Below are 19,145 nucleotides of genomic sequence, written 5' to 3' on the forward strand. Positions count from 1 at the left end.
AGTCGAACTTAGACTTGCGCCCCAAAGTTTGGGTCGTCGTTGCGGGTATTGTCTTCAGGCTTTTTATCGCCCTTGACTAAATCTTCGCGTTTAACACCCAGCCACATAGCTAAGGCTGCTGCAACGAATACAGAAGAGTAAATACCAAACAAAATACCGATGGTGAGTGCCAAAGCAAAGTAGAAGAGTGTTGCGCCACCAAAGATCAGCATCGCTAAGACCATCATTTCAGTACTGCCGTGGGTAATGACGGTGCGGCTGATGGTGCTAGTAATAGCGTTGTCGATAATTTCGCGGGTGTTCATCTTGCGATATTTGCGGAAGTTCTCACGAATACGGTCAAAGATCACCACAGACTCGTTTACAGAGTATCCAAGTACAGCCAGCACCGCTGCCAATACTGAGAGTGAAAACTCCCACTGGAAAAATGCGAAGAAGCCCAGAATAATCACGACGTCATGCAAGTTCGCAATGATGCCGGCAAGCGCAAATTTCCATTCAAAACGGAATGAGAGATAAAGCACGATACCAATGATCACGAACACTAATGCCTTCAAGCCATCAAGAGCTAATTCTTGGCCTACCTGAGGCCCTACAAACTCCACACGCTGTAGTTTGGCACCAGTGGTGGCAGGTTCGAGTGCTTGCATGACTGCAGCACTTTGATCAGCAGAAGAAATGAGTTTACCTTCAGCATCTTTTTGCAAAGGCAGGCGAATCATAATGTCGCGCGAGCTACCAAAATTCTGGATCTGCGTATCTGCGTAGCCCAGTTTTTCTACATTGGCTCTGATCGAGTCCAGAGGTGCGGTCTGTGGATAGGTCACCTCCATCACAGTGCCACCAGTAAATTCGATGGAAAGATGTAAGCCGTTGTGCCAGAGGAAGAAAACTGCTGCTAAAAAGGTAATAAATGAAATTGCATTCAGCACCAATGCATGGCGCATGAATGGAATATCTTTTTTAATCCGGAAAAATTCCATGACTTATTTCTCCTGTGGGCGCCAAACTTGGCCAATAGCGAGTTTCTGAATCTTCTTCTGTCTACCGTACCAAAGGTTGACGAGACCGCGTGAGAAGAAGACGGCGGAGAACATGGAAGTCAAAATACCGAGGCAATGCACTACAGCAAAGCCTTTAATAGGGCCTGATCCAAAGGCTAGCAATGCTAGGCCAGCAATCAAGGTTGTTACGTTTGAATCCAAAATGGTTGCCCAAGCTTTATCGAAACCAACGGAGATCGCAGTATGTGGCGCAGCACCATTACGTAACTCTTCACGAATCCGTTCGTTGATTAACACGTTGGAGTCAATCGCCATACCCAGCGCCAAGGCCATCGCAGCGATACCTGGAAGGGTGAGGGTGGCTTGCAACATCGATAAGACTGAAATCAATAAGAGCAAGTTCACTGCTAATGCAATTACAGAGAACGTACCAAACAAGAGGTAGTAAGCCATCATGAAGATAGCGATACAGGCAAAGCCAATTAAGAGTGATTTAAAGCCCTTCTCAATATTTTCTGCGCCTAGACTTGGGCCAATCGTACGTTCTTCAATGATTTCCATTGGCGCTGCTAAAGAGCCTGCGCGCAATAAGAGTGCCAAGTCATTTGCGCTTTCGGTTGTGGGTTGACCAGTGATCTGGAACTTCGAGCCAAACTCACCTTGAATGGTTGCAATGGTCAATACTTCACCTTTGCCTTTTTCAAACAAGATCATGCCCATTGGCTTGCCAATGTTTTCACGGGTGACTTCTTGCATGACACGGCCACCAGCAGCATCAAGAGAAATATTGACAGCTGGACGTTGGTTCTGATCAAAGCCTGCGCTTGCGTCGGTAATGCGATCGCCGCTGAAAATGACAGACTTCTTAAATACGCCTAAACGGTTTTCACCAAAGCGGAATGTATCCATGCCCGGAGGAGGAACTTCACCGATGCCAATGGTTGATACCAATGGATCAGCAAGTCTAGATTCTAGGGTGGCAGTACGACCAATAATATCTTTAGCACGCGCAGTGTCTTGAACACCCGGCAATTGAACAACGATGCGCTCGGCACCTTGCTGTTGAATGACGGGTTCTTTAACAGCCAATTCATTCACACGCTTATTGAGGGTGATGATATTTTGTTTAACGGCGTTATCTTGAATTGCTTTTAAAGCAGCCGGCTTAAATTCACCAAGCAGCTTGGTGGAGCTACCGGAAGATCGCACTTGCCAAAGCAGTTCAGGCTGACTGCTATTTAAAAGAGTACGAGCCTGTTCGGCTTCATCAGTGCTGCCAAAATTAATTGAGAGAGAGTCAGGGCTGCGATCAATGCCTTGATGGCGAATCGATTTATCACGCAATTGACTGCGGATATCGCCAGCTAAAGAAGTCACTTTCTTTTGTACGGCACCCTTCATATCTACTTGCAATAGGAAGTAGACGCCACCTCGTAAGTCAAGACCAAGGGGCATCGGTAGTGCATTGATTGCATTAAGCCATCCTGGCGTATTCGAGAGGAGGTTTAAAGCAACTGTGTAATTAGGGTCGGTTTGATCTGCATTCAGTTTTTGCTGAAGGAGATCACGTGCACGCAACTGAATATCAGTATTGTTAAAACGAATCTTGATGGAGCCTACGTGACCTGTAGCTTCAAAGAACATTCCGGTATTGCTAATGCTGTCATCGTTCAGAATTTTTTCAACACGAGCCTGTGTCGCCAAATCAACCTTGATGGTTGGCTTGGCGGACGAGACTTGAACCGCAGGTGCCTCTCCGAAGAAATTGGGTAATGAATAGAGCCCACCGATCAGCAATGCAGCGGCAATGACTATATATTTCCAGAGAGGGTAGCGGTTCATATTGAGATACTTTTAAGCAAACGTATTAAGCGGACTTCAGAGTGCCTTTAGGCAATACAGTAGTGATGGCGCCTTTTTGCATTTGCACTTCTGTGCCGGCAGCAATTTCTACAGTAACAAAATCTTCTTTCAATGCAGTGACTTTGCCAACGATGCCACCAACAGTAACCACTTCATCACCAACTGACAATGCGGAAAGCATGGCTTTGGTTTCTTTAGCACGCTTCATTTGTGGGCGAATCATGATGAAATACAAAACAGCAAACATCAAAACTAAGGGGAGGAAGCTCATCAAGCCACCTGCATCTGCGCCCGCAGCTGGAGCCTGGGCAAAAGCGTTACTAATCCACATACAAAACCTCCGTTAATGACCAATTGGAAACTGCTTTAGTTTTAGGCTTTGAAAGTAAAGCCGTAAACCCGCAATTCTAAACTGTGTGGGGTTTTGGAGGCGATTTGAAGGGGTCTGGCCTCCTCTAGGGCTATTAATCCTGCCCTGGCTCTACGCCACGTTGGCGATCCCGACGAAATTCCTCACGATAGGCGCTAAAGCGATCTTTGCTCAAGGCTTCTCTGACTTCTGCCATTAACTGCAGGTAATAGGAGAGGTTATGGATCGTATTGAGCTGAGAGCCGAGGATTTCATTCGCCTTTTGGAGGTGATTTAAATAGGATCTCGTGAAGTTTTGGCAGGTATAGCAAGCGCAAGTAGGGTCTACGGGGCGGTCATCGTCTTTGTACCCCGCATTACGTAGCTTGAGGTCGCCAAAGCGGGTAAAGAGCCAGCCGTTGCGGGCATTGCGGGTGGGCATGACGCAATCGAACATGTCGATGCCCATACTCACACCAAGGATAAGGTCTTCTGGAGTGCCTACGCCCATGAGGTAGTGGGGCAGGTGTTCTGGCAGTTTAGGGGCTGTAAAGCTCAGAATGCGCTCAAACTCAGGCTTAGGTTCGCCAACGGATAGGCCGCCGATAGCAATACCATCAAAGCCCTGTTGGCTCACTGCCTCTAAGGAGAATTCACGTAAGCTCTCAAACATGCCGCCTTGCACGATGCCAAAGAGACCATTACCTGTTTCCAGCTCACGAAAACGTTTAAGCGAACGCTCACCCCAGCGCAAAGAGAGTTCCAGAGATTGGCGTGCTGCTTTTTCAGTGGTGGGCTGACCCTTCACCTCATAAGGGGTGCATTCATCAAACTGCATCGCGATATCGCTATTGAGCACCGCTTGGATTTCCATGGAAACCTCTGGGGACATAAATAGCTTATCGCCGTTAATGGGTGATGCAAAGGTGACGCCTTCTTCGGAAATTTTTCGCAGAGCACCCAAGCTAAAGACCTGAAAACCACCTGAGTCTGTCAGGATTGGTTTATCCCAGGCCATAAAGCGATGCAGGCCACCATGTTTCTTGATGACATCTAAACCTGGCCTGAGCCAAAGATGAAAGGTGTTGCCTAAAACGATTTGTGCCTTTGCCTCTTCAAGATCGCGTGGCGTCATCGCCTTTACTGTGCCGTAAGTGCCGACTGGCATGAAGATGGGCGTCTGCACACTGCCGTGCGGAAGATCCAGTTGACCTAGTCGTGCTGGGCTTGCTGAATCGCGCGCCAAAATATTGAAGTGAATAGGCTTGGTCATGAGTGTGTATTTTCGAGTCGACTTAAGAACATCGCATCACCATAACTGAAGAAGCGATATTTCTCTTGAATAGCATGTTGATAGGCGGCACGGATATTATCCATTCCCGCAAAAGCACTTACCAACATCAATAAGGTGGATTTTGGCAGATGAAAGTTGGTGAGCAGACAGTCTACGGTTTTAAATTGAAATCCAGGGGTAATAAACAGGTTAGTTTCGCCACGGGTTTTCTGCGTTAGCGCTTGACTCTCCAAGGCTCGTAGGCTGGTTGTACCTACCGCAATGACTCTGCCACCTTTGCTATGGGTTTCCTCAATCACTAGCAGGGTTTCTTCGGGAATGGAAAACCACTCATGATGCATTTTGTGCTTACTTAAGTCTTCCTCGCGCACTGGCGTGAAGGTGCCGGCGCCAACGTGCAGGGTAACTGTCGCGCGTTGAATACCTAAGTCGCTCAGCTGCTTCAGAATCGCTTCATCAAAATGTAGTCCTGCAGTTGGTGCCGCTACTGCTCCAGGATTTTTTGCAAAAACTGTTTGATAGCGCTGGGCATCCTCACCATCTGGCTGATGTTCGATATAGGGTGGTAGGGGCAGTTCACCAAAACGCTCTAACAGGGTAAAGACATTTTCTGGAAAGCGCACTTCATAAAACCGACCGTCATAGCCAATCATTTCGACTGGGAAGGTTTCGCCCGCTTGGTTGTACACATGAACGATGGACCCAGTCTTGGGAACCTTGGAGGCTCTGATTTGTACCCAGGCCTGCTTGTCGCCGCTAATACGCTCAATTAGTAGCTCTACATTGCCACCAGTCTCTTTTTTGCCATGGAGTCTAGCGGGAATCACTTTGGTGTCATTAAAGACCAGCAAATCCCCGGGCTTAATAAGGTCAAGAATTGCCTTAAATTGCCGATCAATCAATTGGGCAGCCTCCAGCCCCGAAGGGCACACCTCTAGGAGGCGGCTGTCGGTTCTATTCGCCAAGGGATGCTGGGCGATTAGATCAGGAGGGAGGTCGTAATTAAAGTCGGAGAGTTGCATAGCATTACCATCAGGTATTGGATTTTAACGATGACGACTAAGCAACCGCCAACAGCACTGGAAAAGATGGGTTTGAACAGCCCTATGGCCCTTGCTTTGCACCTGCCATCCCGTTATGAAGATGAAACTGAGTTATTTAGTATCGAGGATGCGCTCAGTCAAGGTCGATTTGCCTCCGTGCAAACCCAAGGTATCGTCATTCGCAATCAAGTCCTATTTAGACCCAGAAGGCAGTTATTAGTCACGATTGAAGATGACACTGCGGTATTACAACTCCGGTTTTTGAATTTCTACCCCAGTCAGCAAAAGCAAATGGCTGTTGGTGTTCATGTGCGGGTCCGGGGTGATGTGCGCGAGGGCTTCCAGGGCGCTGAGATGGTGCACCCGACAGTTCGTGCTGTTACACCGGATGCCCCATTGCCCAGTAGCTTAACGCCGGTCTATCCGGCTAGTGCTGGTATTTCTCAAACTATTATTCGTAAGGCTGTAACTCAGGCATTGCGTGAGCCAAGCTTAAAAGAAAGTTTGGCGGAGTTTTTGCCTACAAAGTTATTAGCCCAATTATTACCAAGTCATGATTGGCCGAATTTACAAGCCGCAATCACTTATCTTCATCAACCACCTGCCGATGCCGATACACGAGCCTTATTGGAACGGACTCATCCCGCATGGCGTCGTGTGCAGTTTGAAGAATTGTTGGCTCAACAAATTTCTTTGAAGCGTGCGCATTCGATTCGTAGACAAAGACGTGCACCGAGTTTTGCAAAAACTCAATCTAAGACAGGTTCCAAGATAGAAGATGGTTTGCTAAAGGTATTACCTTTCAAATTAACAGGCGCACAAGAGCGCGTATGGGCTGAGATTGGCGGCGATCTCTCCAATACTTTTCCGATGAACCGCTTATTGCAGGGCGATGTCGGTAGTGGCAAAACGGTGGTGGCTGCTCTCGCAGCCGCTCGGGTTATGGATCATGGCTATCAAGCCGCAGTGATGGCCCCTACTGAAATATTGGCAGAGCAGCACTACCTCAAAATGAAGGAGTGGTTTGAGCCTTTGGGTATCAAGGTGGCTTGGTTGTATGGCAGCCTGAAAGCAAAAGAAAAAAGACTGGCACAAGAAATCATTGAAAACGGTACAGCACAACTCATTATTGGTACGCATGCGCTGATTCAAGAATCGGTGAGTTTTTACAAACTGGGACTGGCGGTGATTGATGAGCAACATCGTTTTGGTGTGAGACAGCGTTTAGAAATTCAGCAACGTGTTGGATCTGAATTGTTTTACTGCCATCAACTTATGATGTCAGCCACTCCTATTCCACGAACGCTAGCAATGACTTACTACGCTGACTTAGATGTGTCGGTAATTGATGAGTTGCCTCCAGGGCGTAAGCCCATCGTGACTAAAGTGGTGAAGGCTACCCGGCGTGACGAAGTGATTGGTGGTTTGCGAGATTGGTTGAGTAAAGGTTTGCAGGCCTATTGGGTATGCCCATTGATTGAAGAATCAGAAGTGCTCCAATTGCAAACGGCAGTAGAGAGTTTTGAACAGCTGACAACTGCCTTGCCCGACTTTAAGGTGGGTCTAGTGCATGGCCGCCTAAAGTCTGATGAGAAAGCAGCAGTGATGGCTGCTTTTAAAGCGAATGAGATTCAGCTTTTAGTAGCCACTACGGTCATTGAAGTCGGGGTGGATGTGCCGAATGCTGCATTGATGGTGATCGAGCATGCAGAGCGTTTTGGTTATGCACAGATTCATCAATTACGAGGACGGGTAGGTCGTGGCTCTGCTGACTCAGTATGCATTTTGATGTATGCCGAGCCACTTTCCATGGCGGCAAAAGAGCGTTTACAAACTTTACGAGAAACTTCTGACGGCTTTGTGATTGCGGAGCGTGACTTATCGCTACGGGGTCCAGGTGAGTTATTGGGGGCCAAGCAGTCTGGCGATGCTATGTTGCGCTTTGTAGATTTGCAGCGTGATGCTTGGTTGATTGAGCTAGCCCAGCAGGTTGCTGAACGCTTATTGGTCGATCATGCTGATTTAGTAGAGCGCCATCTTGAACGCTGGCTCGGGTCTCGCACAGAATTTCTAAAGGCGTGATAATTAAACCATGACACTTACGGAACTTCGTTACATTGTTGCTGTTGCTCGCGAGCGCCACTTTGGGCGCGCAGCTGAGGCCTGTCACGTTTCTCAGCCGACCTTATCTGTAGCGATTAAAAAATTAGAAGAAGAGCTTGGCACACAGATCTTCGAGAGAACCAGTGCTGAAGTGGCGATGACTAGCTTGGGCGTACTGATTGTTGAGCAAGCGCAACGGGTTTTAGAAGAGGCTAATTCCTTAAAGCATTTAGCTAAGCATGGACAGGATCCTTTATCTGGCCCCATTCGTTTGGGTGCGATTTACACAATTGCCCCATATCTATTGCCCAGTTTGGTGAGGGTTGCACGTGAAGACATTCCAAATGCACCCTTATTTTTAGAAGAGAACTTCACCGTTCGTTTACTAGAAATGTTGCGTCAAGGTGTATTGGATTGCGCTGTCTTGGCTGACCCTTTTCCAAGTGCTGGTCTAGATGTAGTGGACTTGTATGAAGAACCCTTTTTGGTTGCAGTTCCTAAAGGACATGTGTGGGAGCAGCGTAAGTCGATTGCCCATCAAGAATTAAGAGAGCAAAACACCTTATTACTCGGTGCTGGGCATTGCTTCCGCGACCACGTTTTGGGTGTGTGTCCTGAGTTAAATCGTTTTGGTTCCGGATCTACGATTGGCGAGCAGCGTAGTTTCGAAGGTTCTTCTTTAGAAACGATTCGTCAAATGGTAGCGGGTGGCATTGGTATCTCAGTCCTGCCTAGAACCTCAGTGCTCGATCCAAAAACCCATGAGGGGTTGATTCGTTATATTCCTTTAGATCAACCTGTGCCAACCCGCAAGGTGTGTTTGGTATGGCGCAAGAGCTACCCTCGCGCTGAAGTGATGCAAAAGCTTGCTCAGATTATTCGCAAATGTGATTTGCCAGGAGTGAGCTTTATTTAATGCGTCATCCCGCCATTGCCCGTCTTGTTGCGTACGGCTATCTGATTCGTCTCGATAAGCCGATTGGTACATTACTACTTCTGTGGCCTACTTGGTGGGCATTGTGGCTGGCAAGCGGCGGCTTTCCCGAGTGGAACATCCTCATCATTTTCACTGTTGGCACTTTCCTGATGCGAAGTGCTGGCTGCGCTGTCAATGATTATGCGGACCGAGATTTCGATCGTCACGTGCAAAGAACGCAAGGGCGTCCAGTGACAAGTGGCAGGATCTCTGGCAAAGAAGCGCTCGGAGTAGCAAGCGTCTTGGCACTGATGGCTTTTTTACTGATTCAGCCACTGAATGCTTTTACTAAAGCACTCTCGGTCTTTGCTTTGGTAGTCGCCATTGTTTATCCATTTACCAAACGATTCTTCGCCATCCCTCAAGCCATTCTTGGGATTGCATTTGGTTTTGGTATTCCAATGGCTTATGCGGCTGTGCTGGATTTCATTCCACCAGAGGCATGGATTCTGTTTGTAGGTAATATTTTCTGGGCGATTGCCTATGACACTGCCTATGCCATGGTTGATCGAGATGACGATATTCGTTTAGGTTTAAAAACATCCGCAATCACCTTTGGCAGCTTTGATGTTTTAGCAATTGGAGTTTGCTACGGCGTGTTACTTCTGAGTCAAATCTGGGTAGCGCAGCTCGCTCACCTGAGCGCTTATTTTTGGTTGGGCTGGTTAGGTGCTTTGGCATGCGCCATCTATCACCTCAAATTAGTTTTGACTCGTGGCAGGGCTGAGTGCTTTAAGGCGTTTCGTCACAACAACTGGTTGGGTGGATTCCTCTTTTTTGGAATCGTCCTAGGTCTAGCGCTGAATTAGCTTTTACCTAGTTCATCGCCCATCGCTTTGCCACGCTGACTTGCGGCATCAATGGCTTTTTCCAGAATGTCATGCCAACCATGTTGTTTCATAACTTCAAGTGCAGCAGCAGTCGTTCCACCTTTGGATGTCACGCGTTCGCGTAATACGCCAGCATGCTCATCCGAGTTATGTGCCAGCTGTGTTGCACCTTCAAGCGTTGCATAAGCAAGCTGACGTGCAGTAGTAGCATCTAAGCCTAACTTTTCACCAGCGGATTGCATAGCCTCTAAAAAAGCAAAGACGTAAGCCGGGCCACTACCTGAAACTGCAGTGACAGCATCCATCAATTTTTCTTCAGCCACCCAAACTGCTTGGCCAATGGCATGGCAAATAGTTTCTGCGAGTACGCGATCATCTTGATTCACAGCAGCATCTGCAAAGAGACCCGTAATCCCTTTGCCAATCAGGGCGGGGGTGTTCGGCATCGCACGCACGCAACGCGCATGATCAAGCCAGCGACTCATATCCTTAAGACGAATTCCAGCAGCAATACTCAGAATCAGTGGGCCTGGCGCTGTCGCATGTTTTAGTTTGGCACTCAATCCTTTAGCAACCACATTAAAGTCTTGGGGCTTGATAGCCATGACCACAGCATTGTTCTTGGTGAAGTCAAAAGCAATTTGATCTAAAGCGCCAATTACTTGAATACCAAAATCGCGATGTAAACCAATGGCGGTCTCGGCATTGGCCTCCACCACGGTAAGTTGATTGGCTTCAAAGCCGTTAGCTAAAAGACCGCTAATTAAAGCTCGACCCATATTGCCACCACCAATAAAGGTGATGCGGGTATTTTGATTTAACTGTTTTGTGCTCATACGTTTATCTTATCGCGCTTCCCAAATATGGCCGTTCCTACTCGAACCATGGTGCTACCTTCGGCAATCGCCGACTCCATATCATCTGACATGCCCATCGATAGAGTGTCAAAAAATTCATAACCGATATCGTTCAGATGCTTTGCTTTGATCTGATTAAAACATTCCCGCACGGTAGCAAAAGCCTGGCGCTGTGAAGAAGGGTTTGGGCTTGGCGCTGGAATGGCCATCAACCCCCTGAGGGTGAGGTGGGGGAGTTTGGCAATCGCGCTGCATAATTCCTCAGCCTCATTCAGAGGAATACCACTCTTGCTATCTTCCTCGCTGACATTGACTTGTATGCACACTTGTAGATCCGCAACATCAGGGAACTCGCCACGTTGAGCAGAAAGTCGTTCTGCAATTTTAAGGCGGTCAACGCTATGAACCCAGTCAAAGTGTTCTGCCACTTCTTTAGTCTTGTTACTCTGAAGCGGCCCAATGAAATGCCAAACAAGCCACGGGCGGAGCTTGGCAAGCAAGGTAATCTTTTCAACTGCCTCTTGGACATAGTTTTCACCAAAAGCAGTTTGTCCTGCGTGCATCGCTTCTTCAATGTCTTGCGTAGGGAAGGTTTTACTGACGGCAAGCAACTCAATCTCTTCGGGCTCACGCTTGCTCGCTTGGGCAGCTAACTCAAGACGCTGTTTCACCCGCATTAAGTTATTGGTAATCTGACTCATTGAGTAGCTGAATTTTTTTGGGTAATGAGTTTGTCAACGATCTCAATCCAATGCAAAACCGGCGTGTCATCCTGTTGCAAGTGTGTAATGCAGCCAATATTTCCAGAAACAATCGTTTCAGCGCCAGACTCTTCACAAGCAGTTTGCAAATGGGTTAATTTGTTTTTGCGGAGTTGCTCAGATAATGCAGGTTGGGTAACCGAGTAAGTGCCTGCAGAACCGCAACAGAGATGGCTATCGGCACAGAGATTAACGCCAACACCAATGCTGCCCAATAAGCCCTCAACCTTGCCACGAATTTGCTGACCGTGTTGCAAAGTGCATGGTGGGTGATACACCACCCCTGGCTTGGGATCTGTGCCGATGAGACTTATCAATTCACTTTGGAGTGTGGGAAGTATTTCTGCAATATCTTTAGTTAATTCGGAAATTTTCTTTGCTTTGATGGAATAGCTTGGATCATGGGTAAAGAGATGGCCATAGTCTTTTACCATCACGCCACAACCAGATGCCGTCATCACAATTGCTTCTACACCTTGCTCAACCAGGGGCCACCAAGCATCAATATTTTGCTTGGCATTCTGAAGGCCACCATTTTGGTCATTCAGGTGGTAGCGTAAAGCACCACAACAAGTTGCATTGGGTGCGCTAATTAACTGAATTTTGAGTGCATCCAGGACGCGCGCAGTTGCAGAGTTGATGTTGGGAAGCATGCCAGGTTGTACGCAACCCTCTAGCAAGAGCATCTTGCGTGTGTGGCTTGCTTGAGGTCGCGCGTAGGGGTCAGTAGTCTTTGCTAAAGCCTTACTTTTCGCCTCTGGAATCTTGCGTTTGATACTAGATGGCATGATAGGTCGCACAAAACGTCCTAGTGCCATTGCCGAATTAAATAATGCTGGCTTAGTTAGGCCTTCTTTAAGCGCCCAACGAGTAATACGCTCAGCTAGTGGGCGGGCTGGGGTATTGTCCTCCGTCCATTTGCGACCAATGTCTACAAGATTGCCATATTGCACACCGCTAGGACAGGTGCTCTCGCAATTGCGGCAAGTCAGGCAGCGATCTAAGTGAGTACGTGTTTTTTCTGTAGGTTTTTGGCCTTCAGCAATTTGTTTAATGAGATAGATGCGTCCGCGTGGGCCATCTAATTCGTCGCCGAGGAGTTGGTAAGTTGGACAGGTTGCTGTACAGAAGCCGCAGTGAACACATTTTTCTAAAATGCGAGCGGCTTCTATACCTTCAGGTGTATTGATAAATTGAGGGGCAAGTTGAGTTTGCATATAGAAACTTAAGGTAGTCGGTTAGTGGCAAAAACACCTGCTGGATCAAATGCTGCCCGGAGACGTGCTTGGACTGCTTCCAAGGCTTGCGAGTGGGCTTGCTCACTTAATTTTGTGAAGCGCTCTTTTGCTGGGTCGACATTGCTTCCCTGTCGAAAACGGATTGCGTGCCCGCCATTGGCGCTAGCTAATGCTTTCAACGCAGCAAAAGTGGCGTCATCGCTAGAACCTTTCCACCAACGTTGCTGACCGTGCCACTCCAGCACAATTTCATTAGACATGTTTGGCAAGCCAATTGGGCCGCATGCTGCAGGAAGCGCTAAGCGATAAAGCGTTTCATCAGCACCCAAATTCGTAAATGGATTAAGTTGTTGTTCGCGTAAATTCTTCCAAAATGTTTCGGCTGTTATTGGGTCAAGTTCTTTTGCATTAATGGCTGCGCTCATCAAAGGTATTGCCGCACGAACTGCAGCAATTGCACCAGATAGTCGAATGGTTAGCTCACCATGTTCTTCAGAATTGGCGACGCCAATCCAACAACTTGCAGATAAGGGTAATGGTTGTCCAGCCCATTCATTCAGGAGTTGATGTGCATGAGCTTGAGAAATGTGGCAACGCAGAGTAGCTGTCGCAGCTGGCTTTGGCAAGACCTTGACTGAGGCTTCTAGGAGAAGGGCAAGAGTTCCCAAGGAGCCCGGCATTAAGCGAGAGACGTCATATCCAGCGACATTCTTAATGACCTGACCGCCAAAAGATAAATCTTGACCTTTGCCATCCATGACGCGCGCGCCTAAAACAAAGTCTCTGAGGTTGCCGGCACTGATCCGTCCAGGCCCAGCAAGACCAGCGGCAACGGCACCACCAAAAGTAGCGCCATCGCCAAAGTGTGGTGGTTCAAAAGGCAAGATCTGATTCTTTTCTGCTAGAGCCGCTTCAATTTCTTTTAAGGGAGTGCCAGCGCAAGCGGTAATGACCAATTCTTCAGGTTGGTATTCCAAAATGCCAGAATAGGTATGAGTGTTTAGCTTTGCAAAGTTATTAGGATTGCCATACCAAGATTTTGTTCCGCCACCTTCTATAGATAGAGGCGTGCCAGCTTTAGAGGCTCCTAGAATTTGCTCGCGGAATACATCAATATTTGAATTTGGTAGATGGATCATTAGAAGCGCTCCAATTCTGGAAAAGGCAGAGCGCCACCGCTAATTCGCATGCGACCATATTCGGCGCAGCGATGCAATGTGGGAATCGCTTTATCGGGGTTCAGTAGGCGCTCTGGATCAAATGCTTCTTTTACGCCCCAGAATGCTTCACGTTCACCTTCACCAAATTGCACACACATGGAATTAATTTTTTCAATGCCAACTCCGTGCTCTCCAGTGATCGTGCCCCCTAACTCAACGCAGGCTTCCAGAATTTCAGTACCGAAGTCTTCGGCACGATGCCATTCATCTTGATCTGCACCGTTAAAGAGAATTAGTGGGTGCATATTGCCATCACCCGCATGAAATACGTTTAAGCAACCAAGACCATATTTCTTTTCCATCACCTGAATGCGCTTTAGCAAAGTTGCAATATGTCTGCGGGGAATGGTGCCATCCATGCAGTAGTAGTCAGCTGCTAAACGACCTGCAGCTGGGAAGGCATTCTTTCGGCCGCTCCAAAATTTAAGGCGCTCAGATTCATCTTGAGAAATCTGAATGCCGCTAGCACCAGCCTCTTCAAGAACTTTGGTCATGCGTTCAATTTCTTCAGCAACCTCTTCGGGCGTGCCATCGGACTCGCATAACAAAATTGCTTCAGCATTGAGGTCATAACCAGCATGCACAAACTCTTCAACAGCGCGCGTTGTCGCTTTATCCATCATCTCAAGACCAGCGGGAATAATGCCGGCTGCAATGATTGCAGCAACAGCATCACCACCTTTTTCAATGTCATCAAAACTTGCCATGATCACGCGTGCTAATTTTGGCTTGGCAACCAACTTCACGGTGACCTCAGTAACGACGGCGAGCATGCCTTCGCTACCAATCATGATGGCCAATAAATCTAAACCTGGGGAGTCTGGCGCTAAGCTACCAAATTCAACGGCGTCGCCATTCATGAGAAGACCGCGTACTTTTAAAACATTGTGTAAGGTAAGGCCATACTTAAGGCAATGAACGCCACCTGAGTTTTCGTTGATATTGCCGCCAATGGAGCAGGCGATTTGCGAAGAGGGATCAGGAGCGTAATACAGGCCGAGATGGGCAACCGCTTCAGAAATGGCTAAATTGCGAACGCCGGGCTGGACTACTGCAGTCCTGGTAAATGGATCAATGCTGACTATCTTTTTGAGCTTGGCAAGTGAGAGCACTAATCCTTGCGCTATGGGCATTGCACCACCGGATAAGCCGGTGCCAGATCCGCGGGGAACTACCGGCACCTGCATGGCGTAACAAATCTTCAGAATCTGGGCTGCCTGCTCTTCGGTTTCAGGCAGGGCAACCGCTAAAGGCATTCGGCGGTAGGCTGCTAAGCCATCACATTCATAAGGAATAGTATCTTCAGGCTCCCAAAGTAAGGCATGCTCAGGGAGGATGGGCTTAAGGGCAGCTACGAGCTTTGATTGCAGGGCGCTAATAGCTGCTTGATCTGGGGGCGTGGTAACCATGTTCATATGATTCATTTTAGCCATTTACCTATAATGACTTCATGGGAAATCGACTTTCAAAAATTGCCACCAGAACTGGTGACGCTGGAATGACCGGATTGGGTGATGGCAGCCGCGTGGAGAAGGACCATCTGCGGATCTGCGCCATGGGCGACGTGGACGAGTTGAACTCTGAAATTGGCGTTCTGATGACTGAAAACCTGCCTGAGAGCGTTGCCCAAGAGCTGCAAGCACTATTTTTGCAGGTGCAGCATGATCTTTTTGATTTGGGTGGTGAACTTTGCATCCCGAATTACACCTTGCTCAAACCAGAGCATGTTGCACAGCTCGATGTTTGGCTTGAGAAATACAACGAGACTTTGCCCCCGCTGACTGAATTCATTCTGCCCGGTGGAACGCGAGCTGCAGCACAAGCCCACGTATGTCGAACGGTTTGCAGAAGAGCAGAACGCTCTATTGTGCGACTTGGCTGGGCTGAGCCTTTGTATGATGCCCCACGTCAATACGTTAATCGCCTATCGGATTTGTTATTTGTATTGTCACGAGTTTTAAATCGGGCAGCTGGCGGCACAGATATTCTTTGGAACCATCAAAAGGCTGACAAAACAAATGAGGCCAAGTAATTTAGCCTCATTTGTTTGATACAGCGTTGGCGCCTTAGGGCGCCATTTTTATTTCTGAACTTATTTTTAGATCACTTCTTGTTTTTACGACGAGCTTTCACGGCAGTAGCCAAGCGTTGCAATACATTAACGGAGTCTTCCCAGTTAATGCAGGCATCTGTAATGCTCTTGCCGTATTCCAGTTTGTTTGGATCATCTTTGCCTGGCGTGAATTTCTGAGCCCCATCATTGAGATGGCTTTCAATCATCACACCAAACACTTTGCGTGAGCCAGATTCAATTTGCTCGGCAATATTGTCAGCAACCACAATTTGACGCTCATGCTTCTTGCTCGAGTTTGCATGGGATAGATCGACCATCAGACTGGCTGGAAGCTTTGCTGCTGCAAGCTCTGCGCATGCTGCATCGACAAAGCTGGCTTCGTAATTTGGCTCTTTGCCGCCGCGCAAAATGACGTGGCAATCTTTATTACCTTTTGTTTCCACGATCGATACTTGACCATTCTTATGAACAGATAAGAAGTGATGTGGACGACTTGCTGCTTGAATAGCATCGGTAGCAATTTTGATATTGCCATCAGTACCGTTCTTAAAGCCAATAGGTGCGGATAAACCAGAAGCAAGTTCGCGATGAACTTGGCTCTCAGTTGTACGCGCGCCGATGGCGCCCCAAGAAATCAGGTCAGCAATATATTGCGGAGAAATAACGTCAAGGAATTCGCTTCCTGCTGGCATGCCAAGTCGATTAATTTCCATGAGAACCTGACGCGCAATCCGCAATCCTTCTTCGATGCGATAGCTTTCATCAAGGTAAGGGTCGTTGATCAGACCTTTCCAACCAACAGTAGTGCGTGGCTTTTCAAAATACACGCGCATCACAATTTCGAGCTCACCAGAGAGGCGCTCACGTTCGACTAAGAGGCGTTGGCAATATTCCAATGCTGCTCTTGGATCATGAATGGAACAAGGTCCAATAATCACCAATAAGCGATCATCTTTGCCGTGAATAATGTCGCGAATTTTGCCGCGAGTTTTGCTAATCAAGGATTCAGTTGGCGTTCCCGAGATAGGGAAGAAGCGAATCAAATGCTCTGGCGGGGGCAGAACAGTGATGTTATGAATGCGTTGATCGTCGGTATCTGACGTTTTATCAACGGCAGCGTACCAATTGGCGGGATTAGTATTTTGTTGGCTCATACGACTATTTTAAGCCGTATCAGGCCGTTCCACCCACAGTCAGGCTATCAATCCGTAAAGTTGGCTGTCCAACTCCTACGGGGACACTTTGCCCTTCTTTGCCACAGACCCCCACGCCGCCATCCAATTTGAGGTCATTTCCGATCATAGAGACCTGTTTTAGGGACTCGGGACCGCTACCAATAATCGTGGCGCCTTTAACGGGGTATTGGATTTTGCCGTTTTCCACCCAATAGGCTTCAGATGCAGAAAATACAAATTTGCCACTAGTGATATCAACCTGCCCACCGCCAAAATTGACTGCATAGAGGCCACGTTTAATGCTGGCAACGATTTCTTGGGGATCATCTTTACCGGCCAACATGTAGGTATTGGTCATGCGTGGCATCGGTAGCGAGGCAAAACTTTCACGCCGGCCATTGCCAGTAAGTGGCATTTTCATCAGGCGGGCATTCAAACTGTCCTGAATATAGCCCTTCAATATGCCATCTTCTATGAGGGTTGTGCATTGGGTTGGCGTACCTTCGTCATCAATGTTGAGCGAGCCTCGGCGACCAGATAGCGTGCCGTCATCAACAACTGTCACGCCTTTAGCGGCTACCCGTTGACCAATGCGACCAGCAAATGCTGAAGAGCCTTTGCGATTGAAGTCGCCTTCTAAACCATGACCTACTGCTTCATGAAGTAATACACCAGGCCAGCCCGGCCCCATAACGACCGTCATTGGGCCAGCGGGTGCGGCGCGTGAGTCGAGATTCACGAGGGCGCCATCAACCGCTTCATCCACGTATTGATTGATGAGTTCCGTATTGAAGTATCCGTAGTCATGTCGTGCACCACCACCAGATGATCCAGACTCGCGACGGCCATGTTGTTCTGCGATCACGTGGACTGAGACACGTACTAGCGGACGAACATCGGCGGCCAATAAGCCATCAGCACGCAACACTAAGACAACATCAAATTCTCCAGCAAGACTTGCCATCACTTGAATGATGCGTGGGTCGCGTGCCTTAGCGCGACGCTCGATACTTTCAAGCAGCGCAATTTTTTCTTTAGGCTGAAGTGAATCCAAGGGATTTAAATCGGAATAAAGCCCATTGGAAACAGGACTGAAGATTTTGCTAGCAACGGCTTGCTTGCCACCTTCTGGGCCAATGACCCGGGTGGCCTTGGCCGCCTTGTTTAATGCTTCTAAATTAATTTCATCTGAATAGGCGAAGGCAGTTTTATCTCCATAGATCGCTCGCACGCCGACGCCTTGGTCGATATTGAAGCTACCAGATTTAACGATGCCTTCTTCCAGACTCCAGCTTTCACTGCGGGTGTGCTGGAAATACAAATCCGCATCATCTAAGCGGTGAGCAAACATGCTGCCAAAGGTGCGATGCAAATCTTGTTCGGATAAACCAGTGGGCTCAAGCAAAATTGATTTGGCTAGCTTAAGAAGATCCACCTGTTTTTTGGGTTTAGTCCAATCAGTTGGAAATAGTGCTTCTGGTGCATTCATATTATTTCGGTAAGTCTTTCGCTTTATAGCTTGCGGTGTTTTAGTGCTGGGAGCTTAGAGCGTACCTCGTTTAATTTATCTTTGCTCAGAACCCCAGAAATAAAGCCTTCGCCTTCGGGAAGGTTTGCCAATACCGTACCCCAGGGGTCTATGAGCATGCTATTGCCCCAAGTACGGCGTTGATTGATATGTGTTCCACCCTGTGCTGAAGACAAGACATAGCATTGGTTTTCAATCGCACGGGCGCGCAGCAGAATTTCCCAATGGTCCTTGCCGGTTGTGTAAGTGAAGGCTGCTGGAATGATGTGGCAATCCACCTCTCCTAGCGATCTGTATAGCTCCGGAAAGCGCAAGTCGTAACAAATGCTTAAACCAAAGCGCCATTCTTCATGATTGATCTTGATAGAAAGCACGCTCGGAGTATTGCCCGCCTCGATTGTTTCGGATTCTTCATAGCGCTCGGTTGCTGTCTGAAACCCAAATAAATGAATTTTGTCGTAGCGGCCAATACGCTCGCCTTGAGGATTAAAGACTAAAGTGGTATTCAATACTTTGCTAGTGGATTGCGCCTCGAGGGGAATGGTCCCCGCAACCAGATAGATGTCATTGGCTTTCGCCATCGCGGCGAGCTGCTCTTGTATCGGTCCGCTACCTAATGTTTCTCTTGCGAGAACTTTATCGGTATCTTTTAATCCCATGAGGCAAAAGTATTCAGGCAGAACGACAAGCTGAGCGCCCGTTTTGGCTGCCTGCTCAATCAATCTATTGGCGGTATCCAGATTCTCCTGAAGCACTGGGGTGGAGATCATCTGAATAGAGGCGATTTGTAACTGAGAAGGCATAGCTGAGGCGCTCATAGATATTCGCAA

The 19,145-nt window shown here is 48.0% G+C and carries 17 protein-coding genes; 4 read left to right on the top strand and 13 right to left on the bottom strand.

The window, feature by feature from the left end:
• Positions 1–8: 8 nt before the first annotated feature.
• From secF to queA, 5 genes are all read right to left on the bottom strand, one after another.
• Complete coding sequence (gene secF / locus ICN49_RS01985) at positions 9–983, bottom strand: protein translocase subunit SecF (RefSeq protein WP_216165137.1); 975 nt, start codon at positions 981–983, stop codon at positions 9–11.
• A gap of 3 nt (positions 984–986) precedes the next feature.
• Positions 987–2,846: a protein translocase subunit SecD gene (secD, locus tag ICN49_RS01990; protein ID WP_216165140.1), complete on the bottom strand. Its 1,860-nt coding sequence runs from the start codon at positions 2,844–2,846 to the stop codon at positions 987–989.
• Between the two features lie 25 nt (positions 2,847–2,871).
• On the bottom strand, positions 2,872–3,198 hold the full coding sequence (gene yajC, locus ICN49_RS01995; RefSeq protein ID WP_216165143.1) for a preprotein translocase subunit YajC: 327 nt from the start codon (positions 3,196–3,198) through the stop codon (positions 2,872–2,874).
• A gap of 133 nt (positions 3,199–3,331) precedes the next feature.
• Entirely contained in the window at positions 3,332–4,489 is a 1,158-nt protein-coding gene (tgt, locus tag ICN49_RS02000) for a tRNA guanosine(34) transglycosylase Tgt (protein ID WP_216165146.1), read from the bottom strand.
• Positions 4,486–5,532, bottom strand: a complete 1,047-nt coding sequence (gene queA, locus ICN49_RS02005) for a tRNA preQ1(34) S-adenosylmethionine ribosyltransferase-isomerase QueA (RefSeq protein WP_216165148.1) — start codon at positions 5,530–5,532, stop codon at positions 4,486–4,488. Before queA ends, tgt begins: the two co-directional genes overlap by 4 nt.
• A 30-nt stretch (positions 5,533–5,562) precedes the next feature.
• On the opposite strand from queA, the gene recG reads away from it, so the two are divergent.
• Genes recG through ubiA form a run of 3 tightly spaced genes read left to right on the top strand, consistent with a single transcriptional unit; the run spans position 5,563 to position 9,441 of the window.
• Entirely contained in the window at positions 5,563–7,635 is a 2,073-nt protein-coding gene (gene recG, locus ICN49_RS02010) for an ATP-dependent DNA helicase RecG (RefSeq protein ID WP_216165151.1), read from the top strand.
• A 10-nt stretch (positions 7,636–7,645) separates the two neighbouring features.
• Positions 7,646–8,572 (top strand): LysR substrate-binding domain-containing protein, encoded by a 927-nt coding sequence (locus tag ICN49_RS02015; protein WP_216165154.1) that lies wholly within the window; start codon positions 7,646–7,648, stop codon positions 8,570–8,572.
• Positions 8,572–9,441: a 4-hydroxybenzoate octaprenyltransferase gene (ubiA, locus tag ICN49_RS02020; RefSeq protein ID WP_216165157.1), complete on the top strand. Its 870-nt coding sequence runs from the start codon at positions 8,572–8,574 to the stop codon at positions 9,439–9,441. The genes ICN49_RS02015 and ubiA overlap by 1 nt, the downstream gene beginning before the upstream one ends.
• Here the strand turns inward: ubiA and proC are convergent.
• Genes proC through ICN49_RS02045 form a run of 5 tightly spaced genes read right to left on the bottom strand, consistent with a single transcriptional unit; the run spans position 9,438 to position 14,947 of the window.
• The gene (gene proC, locus ICN49_RS02025) at positions 9,438–10,298 is read right to left on the bottom strand and encodes a pyrroline-5-carboxylate reductase (protein ID WP_216165160.1); all 861 of its coding nucleotides are present in this window, start codon (positions 10,296–10,298) and stop codon (positions 9,438–9,440) included. The two genes, ubiA and proC, sit on opposite strands and share 4 nt — an antisense overlap.
• Positions 10,295–11,020: a YggS family pyridoxal phosphate-dependent enzyme gene (locus tag ICN49_RS02030; protein WP_216165163.1), complete on the bottom strand. Its 726-nt coding sequence runs from the start codon at positions 11,018–11,020 to the stop codon at positions 10,295–10,297. Before ICN49_RS02030 ends, proC begins: the two co-directional genes overlap by 4 nt.
• Positions 11,017–12,297 carry a glycolate oxidase subunit GlcF gene (gene glcF / locus ICN49_RS02035; RefSeq protein WP_216165166.1) on the bottom strand — a complete coding sequence of 427 codons (1,281 nt, stop codon included), beginning with the start codon at positions 12,295–12,297 and terminating at the stop codon, positions 11,017–11,019. Before glcF ends, ICN49_RS02030 begins: the two co-directional genes overlap by 4 nt.
• Before the next feature lie 8 nt (positions 12,298–12,305).
• The gene (glcE, locus tag ICN49_RS02040) at positions 12,306–13,457 is read right to left on the bottom strand and encodes a glycolate oxidase subunit GlcE (protein WP_216861068.1); all 1,152 of its coding nucleotides are present in this window, start codon (positions 13,455–13,457) and stop codon (positions 12,306–12,308) included.
• On the bottom strand, positions 13,457–14,947 hold the full coding sequence (locus ICN49_RS02045; protein ID WP_439650839.1) for an FAD-linked oxidase C-terminal domain-containing protein: 1,491 nt from the start codon (positions 14,945–14,947) through the stop codon (positions 13,457–13,459). The genes glcE and ICN49_RS02045 overlap by 1 nt, the downstream gene beginning before the upstream one ends.
• A gap of 41 nt (positions 14,948–14,988) precedes the next feature.
• On the opposite strand from ICN49_RS02045, the gene ICN49_RS02050 reads away from it, so the two are divergent.
• Positions 14,989–15,570 (top strand): cob(I)yrinic acid a,c-diamide adenosyltransferase, encoded by a 582-nt coding sequence (locus ICN49_RS02050; protein WP_216165169.1) that lies wholly within the window; start codon positions 14,989–14,991, stop codon positions 15,568–15,570.
• Between the two features lie 71 nt (positions 15,571–15,641).
• Here ICN49_RS02050 and ICN49_RS02055 read toward each other — a convergent pair whose 3' ends face one another.
• Genes ICN49_RS02055 through ICN49_RS02065 form a run of 3 tightly spaced genes read right to left on the bottom strand, consistent with a single transcriptional unit; the run spans position 15,642 to position 19,133 of the window.
• Positions 15,642–16,766, bottom strand: coding sequence for a 3-deoxy-7-phosphoheptulonate synthase (locus tag ICN49_RS02055; RefSeq protein WP_216165173.1), 1,125 nt, complete (start codon positions 16,764–16,766; stop codon positions 15,642–15,644).
• 19 nt (positions 16,767–16,785) lie between these two features.
• Positions 16,786–18,276 (bottom strand): metalloprotease TldD, encoded by a 1,491-nt coding sequence (gene tldD / locus ICN49_RS02060; RefSeq protein ID WP_255535361.1) that lies wholly within the window; start codon positions 18,274–18,276, stop codon positions 16,786–16,788.
• A gap of 23 nt (positions 18,277–18,299) precedes the next feature.
• The gene (locus ICN49_RS02065; protein ID WP_216165175.1) at positions 18,300–19,133 is read right to left on the bottom strand and encodes a carbon-nitrogen hydrolase family protein; all 834 of its coding nucleotides are present in this window, start codon (positions 19,131–19,133) and stop codon (positions 18,300–18,302) included.
• Between the last annotated feature and the right edge of the window lie 12 nt (positions 19,134–19,145).

Origin of the sequence: Polynucleobacter finlandensis (assembly GCF_018881755.1) — a bacterium.
Classification (GTDB): Bacteria; Pseudomonadota; Gammaproteobacteria; order Burkholderiales; family Burkholderiaceae; genus Polynucleobacter; species Polynucleobacter finlandensis.

What these genes read in the sequence shown, in the direction of transcription:
- secF (WP_216165137.1), bottom strand. Translation starts at nt 983, where the DNA reads ATGGAATTTTTCCGGATTAAAAAAGATATTCCATTCATGCGCCATGCA.
- secD (WP_216165140.1), bottom strand. Translation starts at nt 2,846, where the DNA reads ATGAACCGCTACCCTCTCTGGAAATATATAGTCATTGCCGCTGCATTG.
- yajC (WP_216165143.1), bottom strand. Translation starts at nt 3,198, where the DNA reads ATGTGGATTAGTAACGCTTTTGCCCAGGCTCCAGCTGCGGGCGCAGAT.
- tgt (WP_216165146.1), bottom strand. Translation starts at nt 4,489, where the DNA reads ATGACCAAGCCTATTCACTTCAATATTTTGGCGCGCGATTCAGCAAGC.
- queA (WP_216165148.1), bottom strand. Translation starts at nt 5,532, where the DNA reads ATGCAACTCTCCGACTTTAATTACGACCTCCCTCCTGATCTAATCGCC.
- recG (WP_216165151.1), top strand. Translation starts at nt 5,563, where the DNA reads ATGACGACTAAGCAACCGCCAACAGCACTGGAAAAGATGGGTTTGAAC.
- ICN49_RS02015 (WP_216165154.1), top strand. Translation starts at nt 7,646, where the DNA reads ATGACACTTACGGAACTTCGTTACATTGTTGCTGTTGCTCGCGAGCGC.
- ubiA (WP_216165157.1), top strand. Translation starts at nt 8,572, where the DNA reads ATGCGTCATCCCGCCATTGCCCGTCTTGTTGCGTACGGCTATCTGATT.
- proC (WP_216165160.1), bottom strand. Translation starts at nt 10,298, where the DNA reads ATGAGCACAAAACAGTTAAATCAAAATACCCGCATCACCTTTATTGGT.
- ICN49_RS02030 (WP_216165163.1), bottom strand. Translation starts at nt 11,020, where the DNA reads ATGAGTCAGATTACCAATAACTTAATGCGGGTGAAACAGCGTCTTGAG.
- glcF (WP_216165166.1), bottom strand. Translation starts at nt 12,297, where the DNA reads ATGCAAACTCAACTTGCCCCTCAATTTATCAATACACCTGAAGGTATA.
- glcE (WP_216861068.1), bottom strand. Translation starts at nt 13,457, where the DNA reads ATGATCCATCTACCAAATTCAAATATTGATGTATTCCGCGAGCAAATT.
- ICN49_RS02045 (WP_439650839.1), bottom strand. Translation starts at nt 14,947, where the DNA reads ATGGTTACCACGCCCCCAGATCAAGCAGCTATTAGCGCCCTGCAATCA.
- ICN49_RS02050 (WP_216165169.1), top strand. Translation starts at nt 14,989, where the DNA reads ATGGGAAATCGACTTTCAAAAATTGCCACCAGAACTGGTGACGCTGGA.
- ICN49_RS02055 (WP_216165173.1), bottom strand. Translation starts at nt 16,766, where the DNA reads ATGAGCCAACAAAATACTAATCCCGCCAATTGGTACGCTGCCGTTGAT.
- tldD (WP_255535361.1), bottom strand. Translation starts at nt 18,276, where the DNA reads ATGAATGCACCAGAAGCACTATTTCCAACTGATTGGACTAAACCCAAA.
- ICN49_RS02065 (WP_216165175.1), bottom strand. Translation starts at nt 19,133, where the DNA reads ATGAGCGCCTCAGCTATGCCTTCTCAGTTACAAATCGCCTCTATTCAG.